This window comes from Pseudomonas sp. PDM04 (genome assembly GCF_014851765.1).
Lineage (GTDB): Bacteria > Pseudomonadota > Gammaproteobacteria > Pseudomonadales > Pseudomonadaceae > Aquipseudomonas.
On sequence record NZ_JACVAI010000005.1, the window covers coordinates 298385 to 321952 of the forward strand.

Sequence of the window (23568 nt, forward strand, 5' to 3'; positions counted from 1 at the left end):
CGATCCTGCTTGCGAATGCGTGCGCAGCACTCACTCATCTCATGCATCGCCCAAAGCCTCCAGCAAAATCCGCCCGCTGGAGCAGGTGGCCGTCTCGTTGCGATAAGCGAAGTACACCTTGCCGCGAGCCGGATCGAAGCGCAGGTGCAATTGGACCTCATCGCCCGGGCGCACCAGTTGCTGGAACTTCAACACTTCCATGCCGGCGAATTTCTCTGGCAGGTCCATCAATTGCTGGCCCAATTGCAGGGCCCATTCCACCTGCACCACGCCGGGCAGTACCGGGGCCTGGGGGAAATGGCCGCTGAAATAGGCAAGGTCCGGGGGAACCGCCAGTTGCAGGCTCCACTCACCATCGGTTTCGACCTGCTCGAGGATTTCCGGTGCCTTAGGGCGCGGCGCCATCAGTAAGGCTTCCACCTCGGCCTGGGGCAGTTTGCCCTGCGCGTTCAGGGGCAGTTGCCGCAGCAGGCGCCAGCGGCGCGGCAGGGCGAGGGTTTCGCAATGCTGGGTCAGGTGCTGGCGCAACGCCTGGGTGAGGGTTCGTCGACCCTGGTTGCGCAATGCATGCAGCCCCGACTCGCTGAGGACCAGCAGCGCACCCAGGGACGCGCGATTCTCCCGAACCACGCCCAGGCGCGCCTCGGCAACCCATTGATGGTCCGTCAACGCCTGTTCCAGCATGGGCAGCGAAATACGTTTTTCTTCCAGTTTGACGATCCGGTCCAGCCGCCCCAGCAGTTCGAAGCGACCGTCGGCGGCGATTCGCGCGGCATCTGCCGTGTGCTCGACATGACCCGGCGGCAGGTACGGCGATGCAATGAGCAGCGCGCCGTCGCTGTCCTGGTTCAACTCGACACCGGCGAAGGGTTGCCAGAGGGTATCGCCCCGGCGCCACGCAATGCCGCCGGTTTCCGAACTGCCCAGAATCTCGGTCGGCCATTGTTGCAGGCGTTGTTGCAGGCCATGCGCCGCTTCGGCCGGCAGGGCGCCGCCCGAGGAAAACACCCGGCGAACCGCGCTCAAGGCTGGCCAGTCGAGGTTGTCGCCCATGCGCTTGAGCAATGCCGGGCTGGCAACCCAGGCGAATGCCGGGTGTTCGCGGCTGGCACGCTGCAGATCCTCAGGGAAGGCCAGTTGCCTGCGCACGAACGGCCGACCGGCGCACAGCGGCCACAGCACCCGAAACAGCAAACCATAAATGTGCTGGGTGGCGACACTGCCAATGATCCAGGCCTCGGCCAGGTCGGCGCCCCACAACTGCTCCAGCGCCTCAACCTCGTTGGCCAGCTGGCGCAGGGTTTTATCGATGCGCTTGGGCTCCCCGCTGGAGCCGGAAGTGCACAGGCTCAGCGTGCAGCGATCCAGGTCGAGGGCAGAAGGCGTGGCGGGCGCCTGGCGATAGTCAGCCAGGTGAGTGTCGCCGGCCTGATCGGTCAGCCACAGGTCGACCTCGCTCGACCAGCGCTGGCGGGTCTGCGGTTGCAGGTCGGACGGCAGCAGCACGCTGACCCCGGCACGCCAGGCGCCGAGCAGTGCAATTGCCAGGTCGGCGGCGTCTTCAAGGTGCACGGCCATGCGTTGCACACCTTGCGCCTGGAAGCCGGCCGCCAGGCTCAGGGCCTGTTCGCATAGTTGTGCGTGATTCAGCGCCGGTCCGGCCGTCACGGTGCGTTGCGGTTGCGCCTTGAGCAATAGCCGCTCAAGTTTTATCCAATTCATGGGCGGCCTCTTACCCGTTGTCGTATGAGCCATTCAATGGCAAACATCAGGCCGATCAACCCGTAGGAGATCAGGCCGGTGTACAACATCCACCAACTCAGCGGCGCCCAGAGGGTCAGGGCCGCCGCACACAAGCCGTTGCAGAGAAAAAACACGCACCAGGCGACGGTGACCTGGCGCGTGTAGCGAATCGCCCTGGCCGGCAAGCGGGGTTCGCGCAGCCGGGCCAGGCGCTCGATCATCGGCGGGCCGTATTTCAGGCTCACGCCAAACAGCACCAGCATGAAGCCACTGATCAGCACCGGGTACCAGCGCAGCAGGGCGGGACTGTCAAACAGCGCCAGCAGCAGGCAGAACACGATGGCGACAGCGGCCATCCACAGGCTGCCTGGCTTGCGTGCGCCGGTCACGGCCCGGGCCAGCCACAGGCTGCCCAGCAGCAGGCCGAACTGCCAGGGCGCAAAGTGCTCCATGCCGAAATACACCGCGAAGGGGTACAGCAGGCCCGCCAGCAGCAGGCCGAGGCCGATCAGTCGCCTCATGCGGCCGGTTGAACCAGTCGATAGACCGCCTCGACCACATCGTTGACGGTGCGCACCGACTTGAACTCCTCGGCGGCGATTTTCTTGCCGGTCTGACGCTTGATGTGGTCGATGAGGTCGACTGCGTCGATGCTGTCGATTTCAAGGTCCTGGTACAGGTTGGAATCGAGCTTCACGCGCTCACGGTCCAATTCGAAGAGTTCCACCAAGGCATCGCGCAGGGTGTTGAAAATGTCTTCTCGAGTTTGCATGGTCCGGTCTCAAGCTGCCTGTTTTGCAGTGACGAACGCCGCAAGGCTCGCCACGTTGCTGAAGTGGTTACGGGTGTCCTTGGCGTCGGCGTCGATTTTGATGCCGTATTTTTTCTGGATCGCCAGGCCCAGTTCCAGGGCGTCGACGGAGTCCAGGCCCAGGCCTTCGCCGAACAGTGTCTGGTCGTCGCCGATGTCCTGGACGCTGATGTCTTCAAGGCCCAGGGCATCGATGATCAGTTCTTTGATTTCACGGTGTAGATCGCTCATCTTCGGCGAGCTCCTGAGTAAAGTAGTGATGCAGGTAATCGTTGAGCTTGCGCGAGGCCTGAGGCGCGGGACCTTGCGCGGCGAAGGCCTGTGGGTCTATATCGGCGCCGACCCGAAAACTGAAGTGCACGCGCCGTTTGGGAATCCGGTACCAGGGGTCGGCCTTGGTCAGGGTGGTCGGGTTGACCTTGATGACCACCGGGGTGAGGATTTTCGCACCGCGCAGGGCGATCGATGCGGCCCCCCGATGAAAGGAGGGCGTTTCGCCAGGCTGGGTACGGGTGCCTTCGGGAAAGATGATCAGGGTCTGGCCGCTTTTCAAAGCATCGGCTGCGGCGTCGAGCATGTCCATGCTGCCGTCGTTGCTGATGTAGTCGGTGCGGCGCAGCGGGCCACGGGTAAAGGGGTTGTCCCAGAGGCTGCTTTTGACCACGCAGTTGGCGTGGCGCACCAGGCCGATCAGAAACACCACGTCGATCAGCGACGGGTGATTGGCGATGATCATCTGGCCGGGGCGACCGAGCTTGTCCGCGCCTTGAATGTCGTAGGTCAGCACGCCGCTACGGGCCATGATCCGGATGAACAGCCAGAAACAGCGGCTGACGGTGCGTCGCGCGCGCAGGCGATGGGTCTCGGCGCTACCCGGCAGGCAGCTCAATACCGGGAAAATCACCAGGCGCAGGCACAGCCCGGCGAACCCGAAAAGGGCAAAGCTTGCAGCAGTGGCCAGCCAACGCCAGTAATAGGCATCGCGGTTTTTCTCGGTCATGGATTGCGTTGCCAGGTCCATACACGATTTTTCCAGGCATGTTGGCAGGTGGTGTGCTGGCCGAGCAGGGCAGGCAAGAGGTTCAGGGCATGCGGCCAGTGGGCTTTGGACAACGTATCCGGTGTGCTGTTCAGGGACAGCTGCCAGTCGTTGCCGGGTGTCAGCAACAAGCCGACCGCGTAGGGAAATGGTACGTCGTCGATCCAGTCCGAGTAGGCCTCGGGAGGCTGCTCTTCGGTGATCACCAGCAGCACCGCAGGCGCTCCTTCGGCGAGCAGAGCGGCCGCCTCCAGCATCCCGTGTTCCAGCCCGTCGCCGGCGGCGGCCAGCGCCGTCATCTCGCTGGTTTCGCCGCGCATGATCGACCACAGGCCGATGACCGCGTTATGCACCGAGAGGCTGAACTGAGTCGGCGACAAGGGTTGTTCGGCGGCCAGGTCGCTGAGAATGTCGAAGGTGCGCGGGGTTTCACCGTGACGGGAAATAAAGACCAACGGTAGATCGGCTCGACCATCGGCCAATGGCCAGCCAACACTGAACGCCATCCGGGCGAGACGACTGAGGCGCCGACGCTGCATGGCCGGTAGAAACGAGACGTCGGGGGCGGCCTCGCTGCGCTGCGGCGCGACCGGTTGTCGGCTCCAGGCTTGCCAGTCTTCAGCGCTTTCCAGCCCGGGAGCCCAGGCGCGCCATTGGACGATGTTGAAGTTGATCACAGGCTTTCATCCCGCCCCTGCGGGCTTTCTTGACGCGACGAGTGGAAAACAGCCTTTCATCTGATGTGATGCTGAGCGCCGAGTGGCGCGCATTATCCCGGTGCGACGACTACGTAGCAAATGCTGGTTACATTTTGTACAACGAACGCGGAGCGAGTGGCTGTCGTTCGGCGATTATCCACGTTTGCACGCCGGTTTCTGTCGGTATCGAAGGCGTTTTCAGGGCGAGATTTCGGGTTTTGCAGTCAGGGTTAGTACTGGGTGGTGTAGTCCTTCTGACGGGGAGGTAGCAAAGCGACGCTGGGGACTACTACACTCGGTCATTCTTTAGGTACACGGAGGTTTTGACATGCGGCGCGTGGTGTTCAATCAGAAAGGCGGCGTGGGCAAATCCAGCATTGCCTGCAACCTGGCGGCCGTCAGTGCCAGCGAGGGGTATCGCACCCTGCTGGTTGACCTCGATGCCCAGGCCAACTCGACCCAGTACCTCACCGGGCTCACGGGCGAAGACATTCCGATGGGGATCGCCGAGTTCTTCAAGCAGACACTGTCATCGGGTCCGTTTTCGAAGAAAAACCGGGTGGATATCTACGAAACGCCGTTCGACAACCTCCACGTCATTACCGCAACGGCCGAACTGGCCGACTTGCAGCCCAAGCTCGAGGCCAAGCACAAGATCAACAAGCTGCGCAAACTGCTCGATGATCTGGACGGCGAATACGACAGGATCTACCTCGATACGCCGCCGGCACTGAATTTTTACGCGGTTTCTGCGCTGATTGCCGCCGATCGCGTACTTATTCCCTTTGATTGTGACAGTTTCTCACGGCAAGCGCTGTACGGCCTGCTGTCGGAAATCGAAGAGTTGAGGGAAGATCACAATGAAGGGCTGGAAGTTGAAGGCATCGTGGTCAACCAGTTTCAGGCCCGTGCCAGCCTGCCCCAGCAAATGCTCGACCAGTTGATCGCCGAAGGCTTGCCGGTGCTGCCGGTTTATCTCGGCAGCTCGGTGCGCATGCGCGAATCCCACGAGGCCAGCACGCCGCTGATCCACCTGGATCCACGGCACAAGTTGACCCAGCAATTCCGTGAACTGCACGAGCTGCTGGAAAATGCCTGACGTTGCTGTGGGAGCGAGTCGGCTCCCCCAGTAGATCGTGGTGGTTTCAGATGCCCTGGCTGCGCAGCCAGCTCATCAACTGCGGCAATGGAAACGCACCGCTCTGGCGCGCCACTTCCCGGCCGTTCCTGAACAGGATCAGGCTGGGAATCGAGCGGATCCCCAATTGCGCCGACAGTTGCTGGTTCGCCTCACTGTCCAGCTTGGCCAGCCTGCACTGCCCCGCCAATTGGCCTGCCGCCTGCTCGAACACCGGCGCGAACGATTTGCACGGCCCGCACCAGTCCGCCCAAACGTCCACCAGCAATGGCAGGTCACCCTTGATCTGGCTGGTGTAATCGGCCTGTTTCAGCTCGAAAGGCTTGCTCAGCAAAACCTCGGCTTTGCAGCGACCGCATTTCGGCTGGTCGCCGAGGCGATCGGCGGGGATGCGGTTGAGGCCGTTGCAGTGGGGGCAGGGAATGAGGAGTGAGTCGGTCATGATCGTGCTCTTTGAAGTGGGCAATCCATGCCGCTTATCTGGAGTTCCGGAGGGGGTTTATCAAGTGTTTGGAAAACCAGCATTGGACAGTGGGTGTCGCCAACGCTCACATTTTTCCAGCGTTGCTGTCAGCGCCATTGATCCTCTTGATTGATCGCCTCACGACGAACAACTGATCTCCAGATGCTTGCCCCACTCCGGTGGCCGTTCGGCATAACTTTCCATGCCCGGTTGCTCTTCGAACGGATTGCTCAGCACCTTGTGCAGCCGGCGCACCTCTGAATAATCGCCACCTTCAGCCGCATCGATGGCTTTCTGTGCCAGGTAGTTGCGCAGGATGTAGAGCGGATTGACCGCGTGCATGCGTTGGCGGCGCTTGTCCTGGTCGGGTTCGCCGTCGCGACCGACCCGTGCGACGTAGCGTTCTGCCCAGGCGTCGAAGCCCTTGATGTCGACAAAGTCATCGCGCAAGCGGGCAACCGCCGCTTCCGGGGCGTCATCGCCGAGGCGGCGGAAGAACAGGCTGTAATCGACGCCGCTGTTCTGCATCAGTTGCAGCAATTGCTCCAGCAATGGCTGATCGTCGTCTTCGGCCGTGGTGAATCCGAGGCGGCGGCGCATCAGGTCCAGGTAGTGCGCCTGGAACAGCGGCAGGTACAGGCCCAGGGTTTCGCGCAGTGCCTCCACGCTGATGAAGGGGGTCAGGGCCTGGGCCAGGGCGCTGAGGTTCCACTGGCCAATCGGCACCTGATTGCTGAACGAGTAGCGGCCCTGGTCGTCGGAGTGGTTGCAGATGAAGTTGGCGTCGAAATCGTCGAGGAAGGCGAAGGGGCCGAAGTCGAAGGTAATGCCCAGGATCGACATGTTGTCGGTGTTCATCACGCCGTGGCAGAAACCGTAGGCCTGCCACTTGGCGATCAGCTCGGCATTGCGTTCGACGATTTCGCGGAACATCGCCAGGTACGGCTCCGGCTGCTCGAGGCAGGGCGCGAAGTGCAGCGCCAGCACGTGTTCGCCGAGTATCTTTTGCTGTTCAGGGCGTTTGGTGTAGTAGAAATATTCGAAATGGCCGAAGCGCACATGGCTGGGGGCCAGGCGCAGGACCATGGCCGCACGTTCCTGTTTCTCGCGCCACACCGGGGTGTCGGAGCCGATCACGCACAGCGCCCGGGTGGTCGGAATGTTCAGTGCATGCAACGCTTCGGACGCGAGAAACTCGCGGATCGACGAACGCAGCACGGCGCGCCCGTCGCCCATGCGCGAAAAGGGTGTCTGGCCGGCGCCCTTGAGGTGCAGGTCCCAATGTTCGCCGGCCTGGTTGTAGACCTCGCCCAGCAACAGCCCGCGACCATCGCCCAGCTGTGGGTTGTAGGAACCGAACTGGTGGCCGGAGTAGACCATCGCCCTCGGCACGGCGTCGGCCCAGAGTTTGTGGCCACTGAACAGCTCGGCGAACTCCGGGGTTTCAGCCACGGCCGGGTCGAGATCGAGCAGTGCCATCGCGGCCGGGCTGGCAACCACCAGCCGCGGGTTGTCGATGGGTTCGGGCAGAACATGGGCGGAAAAGGTATCGCCCAGGCGATCAAAGCGGTTATCGAAGGTCAGTTCGTCGAGGGCTTTCACCGGCCATCTCCAGCAGAATGTCCGAGCATTCTGCTAGGGATAGCGCGGTTAGTCGAGCTTGGCAGGCGGTGGCTCTTGCAACGGTTTGCCATCGGCCAGCGGCACGATGGTTTTGTTTTCCGGCTCGATCGGCACCATTTTGTATTCCTGGCCGTGCAGGTTCTTCAGGTAAACCTCCATCTGCCGGAACGAGATGTTGATGTGCTGCTTCTTGAACTCGCGGTTGATGAAGCGGTTGACCTCGTCGAGCACCGGGTTGCGGTCACCGAGGTCGCGAACGTGCATGCGCAGCTCGTGATCGAGGGTGCTTTCGCCGAAGTTCAGGAAGTACACGTGGGGTTCCGGTTCCTTGAGCACCCGTGGGTTTTCCCGCGCGGCCTTGAGCAGCAGTTCTTTCACCAGGTCCAGGTCCGACCCGTAGTCGACGCCGAGTTTGAGCGTGACCCGGGTGATGGTGTCGGTCAGGGACCAGTTGATCAGTTGCCCGGTGATGAACGTCTTGTTGGGGACGATGATGTCCTTGCGGTCGAAGTCGGTGATGGTCGTGGCGCGGATGCGGATCTTGCTCACCGTGCCCGACAGGTTGCCAATGGTAATGGTGTCGCCGATCCGCACCGGGCGTTCGAACAGGATCATGATCCCGGAGATGAAGTTGGCGAAGATCTCCTGCATGCCGAAGCCGAGGCCGACAGACAGCGCCGCCACCAGCCATTGCAACTTGTCCCAACTGACACCGAGGGTCGACAGGGTCGAGACGAAACCGACGCCGGCGATCACGTACGACAGCAACGTGGTCGTGGCGTAGGCGCTGCCTTGGGCCAGGTCCAGCTTGGACAGCACGAAGACTTCCAGCAGGCCGGGAAGGTTGCGCGCCAGGGCGAAGGTGATGCCGATGATGATCAGCGCGCCGAGCATGTCACCGATGCTGATCGGTACCATGCTCATGTTGGCGCCGGTGCCGCTGGTGTATTCGTAGAGGGTGACGTTGTCCAGGTACGAGAACACCGAGATCAGGTCCGACCAGACCCAGTACAGCGCCGCGATGAAACCGCCGAGCAAGGCCAGTCGGATCAGGCGCAGGGACTGTTCGTTGACCTTTTCGATGTCCAGGGTCGGCTCTTCGATCACGGCCTCGCCATCGCCGGCCTCTTTGGCCGCCTGTCGTTTGGCCAGTGCGCGCTGGTAAGCCAGGCGCCGTGCCGCCACGCTGAGCCCGCGCACGAAGGTGGCTTCGATCACCAGCCAGAACATCAGCAGGTACAGGGTATTGATCAACCGGTCGCTGAGCTTCAGCGCGGTGTAGTAGTAGCCGAAGCACACCGCCACGAACAGCGCGATCGGCAGGGCGGTGAACATCACCCCCACGGCTTTGCGGAAGAGCGAGGTGTTCTTGTGGGTCGGGCTGCTGATCAGCAGGCGGCTGAGCAACAGGGCCATCAGGGCGTAGCAGGTCAGCACCACCGGCATGCCGAGCACGTCGTCGGCCAGCGCCGCCGGTTGCAGCTCGGCGACCGCCACCACCGCCACCAGGGCCATGACCACCAGGCCGAGTCGACGAATCCAGGCTTGCAGGAACTCGACCTGGGGTTTTTCCCAACGGAAATGCAGTTCGGCCACACCGCCCGGCGCGAGGATCCGGTAGGCGGTGTAGAACACCAGCCAGGCCATCGCCATTTGCAGCAGCGCGGCGCCCATGTTGGCGTTCTGTCCGCGGGCGTCGATCTGCAGCGCCAAGCCGCACAGGGCCAGGCCCAGCGCGACGGGCATCGCCAGCAGAATATTGATCAGGATCGCCTGGGGTGTGTGCAGCTGGCTGTCGCGCTTGAAGTGACCGATGTCCTGGTGAACCTTGTTCAGTCGCGCATACAGAGCCTTGCGTCGCCACAGCAGGGCGCCGATCAACAGCACCAGCGGCAGGAACAGCAGCGGACGCTGAGTCAGGCCGTCGGTCAACTCACTGAAGCTCGAGGCCAGGGGCAGGGTCGCGATCTGGCGTTGCAGGCGCTCCGGCACGCCGCGCATCCATTCCGGGTCCAGTGGCTTGTTGCTCGGAATCCAGAACATCTGCTCGTCGAGCGTCGCGCGCAGGCTTTGCGCGGTGCTCAGCAGTTGTTTCTGGTTCAGTTGCAGTGTGATGGATTCGTTGAGCACCGCGCTGAGTTCACGGTTCAGTCGTTCCAGCAGGTCGGCGCGGGTGTTGGCCAGTTCCAGCAGGCTCTTGCGCAGTTGCGGGGTGACCTGCTCGGGAGGCTGGGTCGACAGCAGGTTGTCGACATAGGTGGTCGGGTTGCTGAGCAACTCGCGCTGCTGGCTCACTTCGAATTGATACAGGCGAATGTCGGCGATCTGGTCGGCAAGGTCGCGGTCGACCTTGAGGCGCGGCAGGCCCTGCTTCTGCTTGTAGAGAATCTTGGACAGCAGCAGGCTGCCCTTGAGCACGTTGATCTGCTCGTCCAGGGCCGCGTCGCTCTGAGTCACGTTATCCAGTTGCTGCTTGGTCTGCAGGTTCTGCTGGGTGACGACGTTCAGGCGGTCGGTGCTTTTGAGCAGGTAGTCGGAGAGCTTCAGGTTGGCCGCGCTTTCGGTGGCCAGCAGCGCGCTGCTGCCGGATTTCTGCGCTTCGATCGACTGCTGCGTCACGGTCTCTTGGGACTGGGCCAGGCGCTTCTGGTTGATCAGGGTTTGCAGCTCCTGGATTTCCCGGTCCAGGCGATCGGATTTTTCCGTCAGCAGGTCATGCTGGCTGTTGCCCAGGTCCTGCAACTGGCTGTTGCCGGCCAGTTCCTGGCGGCGCAGCGGGATCAGTGCATTGAGGGCCGCCAGCTCGGCGTTCAGCAGATCGCGCTGTTCGCTGCTCAAGGTCTTGCCGGCGTCTTTACCGGCCTTGAGGATGTTGTTGATCTGCTGGATGCGGGTCTGGCTGCTGGAAATTTCTGCCTGGGCGCGTTCCGGACGGGTCTGGGCGGTGATGACCAGGCTGTTCGCGTCAGCGAGGGCCTTTTGCAGGTCGCTTTGCTGAGTCGCGCGCTCGGTGAGCATCTGTTCCAGCTGGGAAATGGATTCCTTGGTGTAGCGCTGCGCCACCGGCGTCACGCTACTGGCCTTGAGCCGGGTCAGCTCGCGCTGGTTCTCAATTGTCTGTTTGGGGGCGTTGGCCAGTTGCTGCTTGATATCGGCCAGCTTCTGCTCATAGTCACGCTGATTGCCCAGCTGGGTCAGGGTGTTTTGCAGGACGGTCTGCAAAGCCTTCTGATCGGCTTCTGGCAGTTTGCGATCGGCGATCTTGTCCAGGCTCGCTTGCACGGTTTCGCGGGACGGCGGTTCGGCCGCTTGCAACGTTCCGACAGACAGACTCAGGCCCAGCAGGGCCGTGATGAAAAAGGTGCGCAGGGTTGACATAGATTTCGATCGGAGACAAAAGGCGAAGTGTGGAGTTTAGAGGAAGAGTCCGGGACCCGGGCGACTTCCTTCGGGGAATCTGACGCCCACTTTGCCGATCTTGTTCCCGTCCATGACCGCAACCGTCCACAGGGTGTTGTTCCACTCCACCTGGTCGCCGACCACGGGTGCACCGCCGACTTTCTGCGCAATGAACCGACCCAGGGACATGTCGGGGTCGATGCCTTCGACCTTCAACCCGTACAGGGCAGCAACCGCGGCCAGCTGGGCATCTCCTTCGAGTACGAAGTCGCCGAAGAAGCGTAGATCCAGGCCCCGTTGCGGCGCCTGGCTGAACAGTTTTCCGAGGGCCGGCAGGTTGTGTTCATGGCCGATTACGCAGAGCAAATCATCGACTTCCAGCACCGTACTACCCGACGGATGGAGCAGTTGTTGACCGCGAAACAGGGCGGCGATCCGGGTGCCTTCGGGCATTTTCAACTCGCGAAGGGGCGAACCGATGCACCATTTCTCGGCGCCGAGGCGGTAAACGAACAGTTCCCACTCGCTGGTGACGTGGACTTCCAGGGCGGCGCGGGAGATGGGCGCCGGCTCCGGTGGAACGGTCACCTTCAACAGCTTGGCCACCCACGGCAGGCTGGTGCCCTGGACCAGCAGCGAGACCAGCACGATAAAGAAGGCAAGGTTGAAATAGAGCTGGGCATTGGGCAGCCCCGCCATCAGCGGGAACACCGCGAGAATGATCGGCACCGCACCCCGCAGGCCAACCCAGGAAATAAAGGCTTTTTCACGGCCATGGAACGCCTTGAACGGCAGCAGGCCGACGATCACCGACAACGGGCGAGCCACAAGAATCATCCACAGCGCCAGGCCCAGTGCGGGCACGGCAATGGGCAGCAAGTCGTGTGGGGTCACCAGCAGGCCCAACACCAGGAACATGCCGATCTGCGCCAGCCACGCCATGCCGTCGAGCATGTGCAGGATGCCGTGACGGCTGCGCACCGGACGGTTGCCGATCACCAGGCCGCACAGGTAAACCGCGAGGAAGCCGCTGCCGTGCAGGGCGTTGGTCAGGGCGAACACCACCAGCCCGCCGGCGATCACCAGGATCGGGTAGAGGCCGGTGGCCAGGTTGATGCGGTTGACCAATTGCAACATCAACCAGCCGCCGCCCAGCCCGATTACGCCGCCGATGCCGAACTCGCGCACCAGGTGCAGCAGCAGGTCCCAGTGCAGGCCGGTCTGGCCGCTGGCGAGCATGTCGATCAGGGTCACGGTGAGGAACACCGCCATCGGGTCGTTGCTGCCGGATTCGATCTCCAGGCTGGCGGTCACCCGTTCGTTGAGTCCCTTGCCGCCGAGCAGCGAGAACACCGCTGCGGCGTCGGTGGAGCCGACGATGGCGCCGATCAGCAGGCCCTGAATCAGGTTCAGGTCGAACAGCCACGCCGCGACCATGCCGGTCAGCCCTGTGGTGATCAGCACCCCGACCGTGGCCAGCGAGAGCGCCGGCCATAACGCCACGCGAAAGCTCGATACCCGGGTGCGCAGGCCGCCATCGAGCAGGATGACCGCCAGTGCGAGGTTGCCGACCAGGTACGCCGTTGGGTAGTTATCGAAAATGATGCCGCCGCCATCGACGCCGGCGGTCATGCCCACGGCCAGGATGATCACCAGAATCGGGATGCCGAGGCGGGACGAGAGTGAGCTCACCAGAATGCTTGCACCTACCAGCAACGCGCCGATCAAGAACAGGCTGTTGATGGTTGTCGCATTCAAAGGCAGTACTCCAGAAAGCTGAAAAGGCGGGCGCAAACTGACCATGCAGTCTGCGTGCCATCGATTCTAACCTGTTGAAATGTAGTGCTGTCAAAAAGCTTTTGGTCCCTGGCGCCTTCGAATGGCTCGCGAAGGCGCCAGCGCTGCCCGTGCGGTTACAGGCGGAAGCGCCCGACCATCGTGTTCAGGTCCACCGCCAGGCGCGACAGCTCATTGCTGGCCGCGCTGGTCTGGTTGGCACCGGTGGCCGATTGCACCGACAGGTCGCGAATGTTCACCAGGTTGCGATCCACCTCACGGGCCACCTGCGCCTGCTCTTCGGCGGCGCTGGCGATCACCAGGTTGCGTTCGTTGATTTCGACGATGGCGCTGTTGATGGTGTCCAGCGACAGGCCGGCGCCGCGGGCAATGTTCAGGGTCGACTCGGCGCGTTCGGTGCTGTTGCGCATCGAGTCCACGGCCTGTTCGGTGCCGGACTGAATGCTGCCGATCATGCGTTCGATTTCGCTGGTGGATTGTTGGGTACGGTGCGCCAGGGCGCGAACCTCGTCCGCCACCACGGCAAAGCCGCGACCCGCTTCCCCGGCGCGAGCCGCTTCGATGGCGGCGTTCAAGGCGAGCAAGTTGGTCTGATCGGCCAGGCCGCGAATCACATCCAGAACCTTGCCGATGTCGCGGGACTCATTGGCCAGCTCGCCGATCAGCGCCGCGGTGCTCTGCACATCGGTGCTCATGCGTTCGATGGCGCTGACGGTTTCCTGAACCAGGTCGCGACCGTCGCCCGCCGAGGTGGTGGCATTCTTCGACGCTTCGGAGGTGCTCACCGCGTTGCGCGCCACTTCTTCCACAGCGCTGGTCATTTCGTTGACCGCAGTGGCGGCCTGTTCGATCTCGTTGTTCTGTTGGGTCAGGCCCCGGGCGCTTTCGTCGGTGACGCTGTTGAGTTCTTCGGCGGCGGACGCCAGTTGCGTGGCCGAGCCGGAAATGCGCTGCAACGTGTCGCGCAGCTTTTCCTGCATCTTCGCCATGGCGGCCAGCAGTCGGCCGGCTTCATCCCGGCCATCGACGGTCATCGGGCGAGTCAGGTTGCCCTCGGCGATCTCTTCGGCGGCGCTCAGGGCATTGGCGATCGGTTGGGTGATGCTGTTGGTCAGCAGCCAGGCGAACAGCAGTGTCAGTCCGGAGGCGATGACCAGCAGGGTCACCACCAGATTGAAGGACGTCGAATACTGGTCGGCCGCCGTGCCGTTGGTTTTCTCGATTTGCGCGGTGTTGATCTCGAGCAGCTTCGCAAGGGCCGCGTTGACTTCTTCGGAGTTGGCCAGCAACTCGGTGTTGAGCAATGTGCGCAGGTCATCCAGTTGATTGTTGCGCGACAGCGTCTTCATCCGCTCTTCGAGCTGGCGATACTGCCCGAGCAATTGCAGGTACTTGTCATAAGCGGCGCGCTCTTGTGGCCCGTCGATCAGCGGTTCATAGATTTTCTGCGCGTCGCCGATCTGCCGGTTGCGCTGTTCGAACAGCTCGATGGTTTTCTGCTGAATGTCGGGCTCGCGGTTCATCAGCAGGCGGTAAGACAGCACCCGCAAGCGCAGTGTCAGCTGGGTGAACTCGTCGAGACTCTTGATGCTGGGCACGCTCATCGAGGCGATGTTTTCACCGGCACCGCGAATCTTGCTCATCTGGCTGAGGGAAAACGCCCCGAGAATCAGCAGCAAGGCACCAATCAAAGAGAAGCCGAGAAACGCCCGCGGGGCGATATTCATATTACGAAGGGACATGGCGTGTACCGAATGATCGCGCCCGTGCGGCGCTGGAACTGACGTATGCGTGACTTATCGGTCAGGCGGGCGAAGTCTTGAGAACCTGTGCGCGTTGAAAACAGGATTCGGCGACGAAGTGCAGGAACCAGATCCGCCAATCACAGTCTCTAAGGTTCGCCGAGGAAGGTCGTTCGCCAGGAAAATCAAGGCTTTGCGCCCGCAGAACCCTGGCGTCCGTGGTGACTTTTCTTTATCGTACGCGCCCTTTGAAAATGCCTGGAAAATCAAAATGTTGGAAGCATCCCTCAGCCAATTGGAACAACTGGTCAGCGACCTTGTGCAACAGAACCAGAGCCTGCTCGGCAGCAATCAGGCCTTGAGCGCAGAACTGGCCCAGGCCAAGGATGAAAATGAAAGCCTGCAACTGAGCCTGATGGAACAGGAAGAGAAACACGGCGCCACCGCCGCCCGTATCCAGGCCCTGGTCGAACGCGTCAGCGCCGGGCCGGTCAGCGCATGAGTGTCGGCACCGCAGGGGTAAAAGTCGTTTCGATCCTCGGGGAAGACTATTCGATCAAGGCGCCGGCCGGGGAAGAGCAGACCCTGCTGGATGCCGCCATGATGTTGAAGGCTGCCCTGGCCGAGACCAAAAGAAAGTATCCGACGTTGATCGGGGACCGCCTCCTGGTTCTCGCCGCAATGAATCTGTGCTCCCGGCAGATTGAAATGCAGAAGCAGCACAAGCTGGAACTCGACCGTTATCAAGAGCAAGTCAGCGCCACGGTCGAGGTGATTTCCAAGACGATCAGTCAGGCTTGACGGGATGTGCCTGAGCTGACGCCATCGCCGGCCAACCGGACTCGCTCCCACCCGGAATCTGCATCAGATGAACGATTGTGGGAGCGAGCCCGCTCGCGATTGGCGATCACAGGCACAGCAGGTGTTCGATCAGAACCACTCATCCTGCATCCCAAGGCACACATCATCCCGCGCCTCGAGAATCGCCAGTTCATGGTGGCAGCCCGGCACCTCCCATGTCAGGAAATACCGTGCCGCCTGCAGTTTGCCTTTATAGAAAGCCGTATCCGCCGCATTTCCCCTGGCCAGCCCTTCCTCGGCGCGAATCGCCTGTTCCAGCCAGCGCCAGCCGATCACCGTATGCCCGAACACCTTCAGGTACAGCGCCGAGTTCGCCAGGCTGCTGTTGACCTTGCCCTGGGCCAGGTCCGTCAGAAGCCCCAGGGTCACGCTTTGCAAGCGGGCTACCAGCTTTTGCAGGGGCTCGCGCAGTGGCGACAGCGACTCAAAAGCCTGCGCACGTTCAGTCGTATCGGCAATCAGGCGTATCAGCTGCTTGAGACCCGCGCCGCCATTCTGCGCCAGTTTACGCCCCAGCAAATCCAGTGACTGTATGCCGTGAGTGCCTTCGTGGATCGGGTTCAGGCGGTTGTCGCGGTAGTACTGCTCCACTGGGTATTCGCGGGTATAGCCGTGGCCGCCGAGGATCTGGATCGCCAGTTCGTTGGCCTTCAGACAAAACTCCGACGGCCAGGATTTGACGATAGGCGTCAGCAGATCCAGCAGCTCATGGGCCTGTTTGCGCTCGGCTTCGGTGTCGAGCGTCGTGGTGTCATCGAACAGCCGTGCTGCATACAGGCCGAGATCGAACGAGCCTTCGACGTAGGCCTTTTGCGTCAGCAGCATGCGCTTGACGTCGGCATGCTCGATGATCGCTACCGGTGCGGTGTTCGGATCCTTGCTGTCGGGCACGCGACCCTGTGGCCGTTCGCGGGCGTATTGCAGCGAGTACAGGTAACCGGCGTAACCGAGCATCACCGCGCCCATGCCGACGCCGATCCGCGCCTCGTTCATCATCTGGAACATATAGCTCAGGCCATGGTGTGGCTTGCCCACCAGATAGCCGACACACTCTCCGTTATCGCCGAAGTTCAGCGCCGTGGACGTCGTGCCGCGCCAGCCCATCTTGTGAAACAACCCGGCCAGCAGTACGTCGTTGCGCTGGCCGAGGCTGCCGTCGTCGTTGACCAGGAACTTGGGCACGATGAACAGCGAGATCCCCTTCACCCCGGCCGGTGCATCCGGCAGTTTCGCCAGCACCATGTGCACGATGTTTTCCGACAGCGGATGGTCGCCGCCGGAGATGAAGATCTTGTTGCCCTTGAGTCGATAAGTCCCGTCAGACGCCGGTTCGGCGCGTGTACGAATATCCGACAGCGATGAGCCGGCGTGCGGTTCGGTCAACGCCATGGTGCCGAAGAAGCGACCGTCGATCATCGGTTGCAGGAAGCGTTGTTTCTGCTCCTCGGTGCCGAAACTCTCGATCAGGTTCGCCGCGCCCATGGTCAGGAACGGGTAGGAGGTCGATGCCGCGTTGGCCGATTGAAAGTGCGCGAAGCAGGCCTGGGACAACAGCGTGGGAAGTTGCATGCCGCCTGCGTCGAAACTGCGCGCGGCATTGAGGAAGCCCGCCTCCAGGAACGCATCCACCGCCGGTTTCACCTCCGGAATCAGAATCGCCTGACCGTCCTCATAGCGCGGTTCGTTCTCGTCACCCTTGCGGTTGTGCGGGGCGAAGAACTTCTCGGCAATGCTGCGGGCGGTGCCGAGGGCGGCATCGAAGGTTTCGCGGTTGTGGTCGGCAAACCGCTCGCGCTGGGTCAGGCCTTCGGCATCGAGGACTTCATACAGCTCGAAAGCCAGATTGCGGGAACTGAGCAACGTCTCGGACATGGCGGCCTACCTTTTATTGAAGTGGACCGAGTCTAGGCGTGGCAATAGAGGCTGAACAGGATGATTGATGAGGGTGATGGTGCGTTGGGGGTACTGCTGATCAAATGTGGGAGCGAGCCTGCTCGCGAAGGCGTCGGCACATCCAGACCAGGTATTGGATGACACGCCGCCTTCGCGAGCAGGCTCGCTCCCACAAGGGTATTGCTCACCAGGCAGCCATAGCGGGTGCCTGGTTTTTTGCGTTTAACCGATGGTCATCAGGCTCGCATTACCACCCGCCGCAGCCGTGTTGACGCTCAACGCCCGCTCGATCACCAGACGCTCCAGTGCAATGTTGGTTTCACCCTGGGACAGGCCATGAACCCCGACAATGGCTCCGGCACGCTTGGCCACTTGCTGGCAAACCGCACGCAGTTGATCGGAGTGGCCGTGGTGCAGAACGGCGTCGAACACCACTTCGTCCTTGTTCCAGTCGGGAACCAGCTTGATCCGCACCTGAACCTCCTTCGGCAGGCGTGCGAACAAGGCCTTGGTCAAGTCAGCTTCCGGCCATACGGCAGAGCCGCCTACCGCCAGCACCGCCGCCAGTTGGGTCAACAGGTCGCCTTCGACTTCCGCCAGGCACAACACGTGTTCGCGGGGCAGGATCGCATAGCTGTTGCGTTCGCCGGTCGGGCCGGCCAGCACGCGGGTGATGCCGCTTTGCGATTGCGCGGCGAACTGTACGCACAGGGCACTGAGGTCGGCGAGCGTGTGACTGTCGGCCCAGGCTTTCAGGGCGGTCAGGGGTTTGCTCATGGCATCGCGCAGACGGACATCCGGCGCTGCGATGGCGTCACCGCGGGCGAAGGACTGCTCGATGGCGTCCGCAGGGCGGGTCGACAGCAGGCGGTACAGGTACAGCGGGCCACCGGCTTTCGGACCGGTGCCCGACAGGCCTTCGCCGCCGAACGGCTGTACGCCCACCACGGCGCCGACGATGTTGCGGTTGACGTAGACGTTACCGGCGTTGACGTTGTCGATGACCTTGGCGATGGTTTCGTCGATGCGGGTGTGCACGCCGAGTGTCAGGCCATAGCCGGAAGCGTTGATCTGGGCGATCAACTGGTCGATGTCCTTGCGCTTGTAGCGTACGACGTGCAGCACCGGGCCGAAGATCTCCCGCTGCAGTTCGTCAAAGCTTTCCAGTTCGATCAGGGTTGGCATCACGAAGGTGCCGCGCTTGACTTCCTCGGCATCGGCGATGGCCACCTGGTACACGCTGCGACCTTTGTCGCGCATGGCCTGGATGTGCTTCTCGATGCCGGCCTTGGCTTCGGCGTCGATTACCGGGCCAATGTCCACGGACAGGCGCTCAGGGTTGCCGAGACGGCTTTCGGCCATGGCGCCCTTGAGCATCTCGATCACGCGGTCGGCGGAATCTTCCTGCAAACACAGGACGCGCAACGCCGAGCAACGCTGGCCGGCGCTGTCGAAGGCCGACGAAACGACGTCGATCACCACCTGCTCGGTCAATGCCGAGGAGTCCACGATCATCGCGTTCTGGCCGCCGGTTTCGGCGATCAGCGGGATCGGACGGCCCTGGGCATCCAGGCGGCCGGCGATGTTGCGTTGCAGCAAGCGAGCGACTTCGGTCGAGCCGGTGAACATCACGCCTTTGACGCGATCGTCACCGACCAGGCCGGCACCGACCGTTTCGCCACGGCCCGGCAGCAGTTGCAGCACGCCCTGTGGAATGCCGGCTTCCAGCAGCAAGCGTACCGCCTGAGCGGCCACCAGCGGGGTTTGCTCCGCCGGTTTGGCCAATACCGGGTTGCCGGCGGCGAGGGCTGCGGCGACCTGGCCGCTGAAGATTGCCAGCGGGAAGTTCCACGGGCTGATGCACACCACCGGACCCAGTGGGCGGTGGGCGTCGTTGCTGAAGTCGTTGCGTGCCTGCACCGCGTAGTAGCGCAGGAAGTCTACGGCTTCGCGCACTTCGGCGATGGCGTTGGCGAAGGTCTTGCCGGCTTCGCGAGCCAGCAGGCCCATCAGCGGCTGGATTTCACCTTCCATCAGGTCGGCGGCGCGTTCCAGGATCGCGGCGCGCTCGGCGGGCGGAGTGGCCTGCCAGATCGGTGCCGCGTTCAGGGCGCATTGAATGGCGTTATCAACGTCGTCGACCGTGGCTTCCTGCACGTGGCCGACCACGTCACGCAGGTCGGACGGGTTGAGCACCGGGACCGGCGTTTGCGTACTGGAAGCGCAGCCGAGCATCGGGGCGGCTTTCCAGTGGTTGTGTGCAGTGGCCAGCAGCGCGCAGGACAGCGAAGCCAGGCGATGCTCGTTGGCCATGTCGATGCCGCTGGAGTTGGCGCGTTCGGCGCCGTACAGGTCGCGCGGCAGCGGAATGCGCGGGTGTGGCAGGCCGAAACCGCCTTCGGCTGTGGCCATTTTCTCGATGCTGGCAACCGGATCGGCCACCAGTTCCTGGATCGAGATCGACTGGTCGGCGATGCGGTTGACGAACGACGTGTTCGCGCCGTTTTCCAGCAGGCGACGCACCAGGTAGGCGAGCAGGGTTTCGTGGGTGCCAACAGGCGCGTAGACGCGGCACGGACGGTTCAACTTGCCTTCGGAAACCTTGCCTACAACCTGTTCGTACAGGGGTTCACCCATGCCGTGCAGGCACTGGAACTCGTACTGGCCCGGGTAGTAGTTCTGGCCGGCGATGTGATAAATGGCCGACAGGGTGTGGGCGTTGTGCGTGGCGAACTGCGGGTAGATGACTTCCGGCACCGACAGCAGTTTGCGTGCGCAGGCGATGTAGGACACGTCGGTGTACACCTTGCGGGTGTACACCGGGTAGCCTTCCAGGCCTTCGACCTGGGCGCGCTTGATCTCGCTGTCCCAGTAGGCGCCTTTCACCAGACGGATCATCAGGCGATGACGGCTGCGGCGAGCCAGGTCGATCACGTAGTCGATCACGTACGGGCAACGCTTCTGGTAGGCCTGGATGACGAAGCCGATGCCGTTCCAGCCGGTCAGTTGCGGCTCGAAGCACAGACGCTCGAGCAGGTCCAGCGACAGCTCGAGGCGATCGGCTTCTTCGGCGTCGATGTTGAGGCCGATGTCGTACTGCTTGGCCAGCAAGGTCAGCGACAGCAGGCGCGGGTACAGCTCGTCCATGACGCGCTCGTACTGTGCGCGGCTATAACGCGGATGCAGGGCGGACAGCTTGATCGAGATGCCCGGACCTTCGTAAATCCCACGACCGTGGGACGCCTTGCCGATCGAGTGAATGGCTTGTTCGTACGAGGCCAGGTATTTCTGCGCGTCGTGCTCGGTGAGTGCGGCTTCACCCAGCATGTCGTAGGAGTAGCGGAAGCCCTTGGCTTCGAACTTGCTGGCGTTGGCCAGGGCTTCGGCGATGGTTTCGCCGGTCACGAACTGCTCGCCCATCAGGCGCATGGCCATGTCGACGCCCTTGCGGATCATCGGCTCGCCACTTTTGCCAATGATGCGGCTCAGGGACGAAGTCAGGCCGGCTTCGTTATGGGTCGACACCAGCTTGCCGGTGAGCAACAGGCCCCAGGTGGCGGCGTTGACGAACAGCGACGGGCTGTTGCCCAGGTGCGGCTGCCAGTTGCCGGTGCTGATCTTGTCGCGAATCAGGGCGTCACGGGTACCTTTGTCCGGGATGCGCAGCAACGCTTCGGCCAGGCACATCAGGGCGACGCCTTCCTGGGACGACAGGGAAAATTCCTGCAACAACCCCTGAACGATCCCGGCACGACCACCGGCACTTTTCTGGTTGCGCAGCTTCTCGGCAATCGAGGCCGCCAGCTTGTTGGTGGCGTCGGCCATCGCGACCGGCAGGCGAGCCTGTTCGATCAGCATCGGCACCACTTCCGGCTCAGGGCGACGGTAGGCGGCGGTGATCGAGGCGCGCAGTACCGATTGCGGGAGGATGCTTTCGGCGAATTCGAGGAAGCACTGGTGGGTGTGATCGACATGGACCTCACCGCTGTCGTCCGACTCCCTGGCCGCCAGGCCGTTGAGCTCGTTCAGGGTTGCACCACCCTCGAGTTTTTCCAGGTAATTGAAAATTGCCTGTTTGATCAGCCAGTGCGGCGTGCGATCAATCGAGGTCGCGGCGGCCTTCAGGCGTTCGCGGGTCGGGTCGTCAAGTTTGACCCCAAGGGTGGTGGTAGCCATGTTTTTATCCTCATGTTTGCCACGACCGCGTGGCATCAGCTGGCGCAAGATTAGCCGCGCGCCGAAAGAGGTGCAACCGGGTGCAACCCTTTTTTTGCAGGAATAATGCGCAGCTCGTCAGGAAATAAAATCCGGTACGAACGTCCCGCTCCTGCTTGGTGCTTTTCCTTCTAGCGAATGGCATTCACTGCGCTAAATGGGAGCAAAAAACGCCATCCATCTGCCTAATCAGCGTAGGTGCAACTAATTCGCAAGAAATGGGTTGCACCTTATTTGCTTTGTTGCATAGCATTCGCGCCCCAAGGTGCAACCCTTCTCGGGAAGGTGTACCGGCTGATGGCTTTCCTGGGGAAACATCAGTCATAAATGCGCGGACCTCCGAATCGTCTGTCAAACGTCAACGTTTGCGAGCGGTTCATACGCCGCCGCTACATAAAAACAAAGCCAGGGCGTCACTTTAATGAGCAATCCAACCCTGATCACGTTCGTGATCTACATCGCAGCAATGGTACTGATCGGCTTCATGGCCTATCGCTCCACCAACAACCTTTCCGACTACATTCTGGGCGGTCGCAGCCTGGGCAGCGTTGTCACGGCCTTGTCCGCCGGCGCCTCCGACATGAGTGGCTGGTTGCTGATGGGCCTGCCGGGTGCCATCTACATGTCCGGCCTGTCCGAAAGCTGGATCGCCATCGGCCTGATCGTCGGTGCCTACCTGAACTGGTTGTTCGTTGCCGGCCGTCTGCGTGTGCAGACCGAGCACAACGGCGATGCGCTGACCCTGCCGGACTACTTCTCCAGCCGTTTCGAAGACAAGAGCGGCCTGCTGCGGATCATCTCTGCGATCGTGATCCTGGTGTTCTTCACCATCTACTGCGCCTCCGGCATCGTGGCCGGTGCCCGTCTGTTCGAAAGCACCTTCGGCATGTCCTACGAGACTGCGCTGTGGGCCGGTGCTGCAGCGACGATTGCCTACACCTTCGTGGGCGGTTTCCTGGCGGTGAGCTGGACGGATACCGTCCAGGCCACGCTGATGATCTTCGCCCTGTTGCTGACGCCGATCATCGTGCTGCTGGCCACCGGTGGCGTCGACACCACCTTCCTGGCGATCGAAGCGCAAAACCCCGGCAACTTCGACATGCTGCGAAACACCACCTTCATCGGCATCATTTCGCTGATGGGCTGGGGCCTGGGCTACTTCGGTCAGCCACACATCCTTGCGCGTTTCATGGCGGCGGATTCGGTCAAGTCGATCGCCAATGCCCGCCGCATTTCCATGACCTGGATGATCCTGTGCCTGGGCGGCACCGTGGCGGTCGGTTTCTTCGGCATCGCCTACTTCTCGGCGAACCCTGACATGGCCGGTCCTGTGACCGAGAACCACGAGCGGGTGTTCATCGAGCTGGCAAAGATCCTCTTCAACCCATGGATTGCCGGTGTGCTGCTGTCGGCCATTCTGGCTGCCGTGATGAGCACCCTGAGCTGCCAGCTGCTGGTGTGCTCGAGCGCCCTCACCGAGGACTTCTACAAAACCTTCCTGCGTAAATCGGCTTCCCAGTTGGAGTTGGTCTGGGTCGGTCGCGCCATGGTGCTGCTGGTCGCGCTGGTGGCCATCGCCCTGGCTGCCAACCCGGAAAACCGTGTGCTGGGCCTGGTCAGCTACGCCTGGGCTGGTTTTGGTGCCGCGTTCGGTCCGGTGGTTCTGATCTCCGTGATCTGGAAAGGCATGACCCGCAACGGCGCACTGGCCGGCATCCTGGTCGGCGCGATCACCGTCATCGTGTGGAAACACTTCGAACTGCTGGGCCTGTACGAAATCATCCCTGGTTTCATCTTCGCCAGCCTGGCGATCTACATCGTCAGCAAGATGGGCACGCCGACTCACGGCATGCTGCAGCGCTTCGCGGCTGCCGAGGCGGATTACCGCCTGAACAAGTAACAGGCACGAGCTCAAGCCCCGAGCGTTTGCCGAGCAGGAAAACGGCCCGCTTCCTTTTGGAAGCGGGCCGTTTTTTTGTGTGCGGGAGTGGCGGTTGAAGTTTTTCGAGGCCTGTCTGTAGTTCGTCCTTTCGGGTTTCGAACGAAAAATCTCTATTACAACCGGACCCATCTGTTTTTCCTGTCCCGGCAATCACAGCCGTTTGCACTCATGCAGAATCCCTCGCTTTCATTTTGCAGAGACACA

The 23568-nt window shown here is 62.0% G+C and carries 18 protein-coding genes and 1 pseudogene; 5 read left to right on the forward strand and 14 right to left on the reverse strand.

From position 1 onward, the window contains the following. Positions 1 to 39: 39 nt before the first annotated feature. Genes IB249_RS21000 through IB249_RS21025 form a run of 6 tightly spaced genes read right to left on the reverse strand, consistent with a single transcriptional unit; the run spans position 40 to position 4270 of the window. Positions 40 to 1722, reverse strand: a complete 1683-nt coding sequence (locus tag IB249_RS21000) for an acyl-CoA synthetase family protein (protein ID WP_192307625.1) — start codon at positions 1720 to 1722, stop codon at positions 40 to 42. Then, the gene (locus tag IB249_RS21005; RefSeq protein WP_192307626.1) at positions 1719 to 2264 is read right to left on the reverse strand and encodes a hypothetical protein; all 546 of its coding nucleotides are present in this window, start codon (positions 2262 to 2264) and stop codon (positions 1719 to 1721) included. The genes IB249_RS21000 and IB249_RS21005 overlap by 4 nt, the downstream gene beginning before the upstream one ends. Further along, positions 2261 to 2515, reverse strand: a complete 255-nt coding sequence (locus IB249_RS21010; protein WP_192307627.1) for an acyl carrier protein — start codon at positions 2513 to 2515, stop codon at positions 2261 to 2263. The genes IB249_RS21005 and IB249_RS21010 overlap by 4 nt, the downstream gene beginning before the upstream one ends. Positions 2516 to 2524: 9 nt before the next feature. Further along, entirely contained in the window at positions 2525 to 2785 is a 261-nt protein-coding gene (locus tag IB249_RS21015) for a phosphopantetheine-binding protein (protein WP_192307628.1), read from the reverse strand. Continuing rightward, positions 2766 to 3575 (reverse strand): lysophospholipid acyltransferase family protein, encoded by an 810-nt coding sequence (locus IB249_RS21020; RefSeq protein WP_192307629.1) that lies wholly within the window; start codon positions 3573 to 3575, stop codon positions 2766 to 2768. Before IB249_RS21020 ends, IB249_RS21015 begins: the two co-directional genes overlap by 20 nt. Continuing rightward, entirely contained in the window at positions 3551 to 4270 is a 720-nt protein-coding gene (locus IB249_RS21025) for a beta-ketoacyl synthase chain length factor (protein ID WP_192307630.1), read from the reverse strand. Before IB249_RS21025 ends, IB249_RS21020 begins: the two co-directional genes overlap by 25 nt. 349 nt (positions 4271 to 4619) lie before the next feature. On the opposite strand from IB249_RS21025, the gene IB249_RS21030 reads away from it, so the two are divergent. Then, a complete protein-coding gene (locus IB249_RS21030; RefSeq protein ID WP_192307631.1) occupies positions 4620 to 5390 on the forward strand; it encodes a ParA family protein in 771 nt (256 codons plus the stop codon). Between the two features lie 46 nt (positions 5391 to 5436). Here the strand turns inward: IB249_RS21030 and trxC are convergent, their stop codons facing one another. Next, positions 5437 to 5871 carry a thioredoxin TrxC gene (gene trxC / locus IB249_RS21035; RefSeq protein ID WP_192307632.1) on the reverse strand — a complete coding sequence of 145 codons (435 nt, stop codon included), beginning with the start codon at positions 5869 to 5871 and terminating at the stop codon, positions 5437 to 5439. Here trxC and IB249_RS21040 point away from each other — a divergent pair. Next, on the forward strand, positions 5870 to 6025 hold the full coding sequence (locus tag IB249_RS21040) for a hypothetical protein (RefSeq protein WP_192307633.1): 156 nt from the start codon (positions 5870 to 5872) through the stop codon (positions 6023 to 6025). The two genes, trxC and IB249_RS21040, sit on opposite strands and share 2 nt — an antisense overlap. Positions 6026 to 6030: 5 nt before the next feature. Here the strand turns inward: IB249_RS21040 and selO are convergent, their stop codons facing one another. The 5 genes and pseudogenes from selO to IB249_RS30255 form a co-directional block, all read right to left on the reverse strand. Beyond that, entirely contained in the window at positions 6031 to 7494 is a 1464-nt protein-coding gene (selO, locus tag IB249_RS21045; RefSeq protein ID WP_192307634.1) for a protein adenylyltransferase SelO, read from the reverse strand. A 48-nt stretch (positions 7495 to 7542) separates the two neighbouring features. Further along, a complete protein-coding gene (gene mscK, locus IB249_RS21050) occupies positions 7543 to 10893 on the reverse strand; it encodes a mechanosensitive channel MscK (protein ID WP_192307635.1) in 3351 nt (1116 codons plus the stop codon). Positions 10894 to 10929: 36 nt separating this feature from the next. Beyond that, the gene (locus IB249_RS21055; protein WP_192307636.1) at positions 10930 to 12672 is read right to left on the reverse strand and encodes a potassium/proton antiporter; all 1743 of its coding nucleotides are present in this window, start codon (positions 12670 to 12672) and stop codon (positions 10930 to 10932) included. Between the two features lie 155 nt (positions 12673 to 12827). Continuing rightward, the gene (locus tag IB249_RS30250) at positions 12828 to 13745 is read right to left on the reverse strand and encodes a methyl-accepting chemotaxis protein (protein ID WP_412548020.1); all 918 of its coding nucleotides are present in this window, start codon (positions 13743 to 13745) and stop codon (positions 12828 to 12830) included. Continuing rightward, positions 13731 to 14453: pseudogene (locus IB249_RS30255) on the reverse strand (MCP four helix bundle domain-containing protein); the annotation flags it as partial. The pseudogene IB249_RS30255 and the gene IB249_RS30250, both read right to left, overlap by 15 nt. Positions 14454 to 14724: 271 nt before the next feature. Here IB249_RS30255 and IB249_RS21065 point away from each other — a divergent pair. Both IB249_RS21065 and IB249_RS21070 read left to right on the forward strand, forming a co-directional pair. After that, on the forward strand, positions 14725 to 14955 hold the full coding sequence (locus IB249_RS21065) for a hypothetical protein (protein WP_192307638.1): 231 nt from the start codon (positions 14725 to 14727) through the stop codon (positions 14953 to 14955). Beyond that, positions 14952 to 15254: a cell division protein ZapA gene (locus IB249_RS21070; RefSeq protein WP_192307639.1), complete on the forward strand. Its 303-nt coding sequence runs from the start codon at positions 14952 to 14954 to the stop codon at positions 15252 to 15254. The genes IB249_RS21065 and IB249_RS21070 overlap by 4 nt, the downstream gene beginning before the upstream one ends. Before the next feature lie 129 nt (positions 15255 to 15383). Here IB249_RS21070 and IB249_RS21075 read toward each other — a convergent pair whose 3' ends face one another. Beyond that, positions 15384 to 17186, reverse strand: coding sequence for an acyl-CoA dehydrogenase (locus IB249_RS21075; RefSeq protein ID WP_192307640.1), 1803 nt, complete (start codon positions 17184 to 17186; stop codon positions 15384 to 15386). A gap of 243 nt (positions 17187 to 17429) precedes the next feature. Next, positions 17430 to 21383 (reverse strand): trifunctional transcriptional regulator/proline dehydrogenase/L-glutamate gamma-semialdehyde dehydrogenase, encoded by a 3954-nt coding sequence (putA, locus tag IB249_RS21080; RefSeq protein ID WP_192307641.1) that lies wholly within the window; start codon positions 21381 to 21383, stop codon positions 17430 to 17432. 460 nt (positions 21384 to 21843) lie between these two features. On the opposite strand from putA, the gene putP reads away from it, so the two are divergent. Continuing rightward, complete coding sequence (putP, locus tag IB249_RS21085) at positions 21844 to 23322, forward strand: sodium/proline symporter PutP (protein ID WP_192307642.1); 1479 nt, start codon at positions 21844 to 21846, stop codon at positions 23320 to 23322. Positions 23323 to 23568 lie beyond the last annotated feature (246 nt).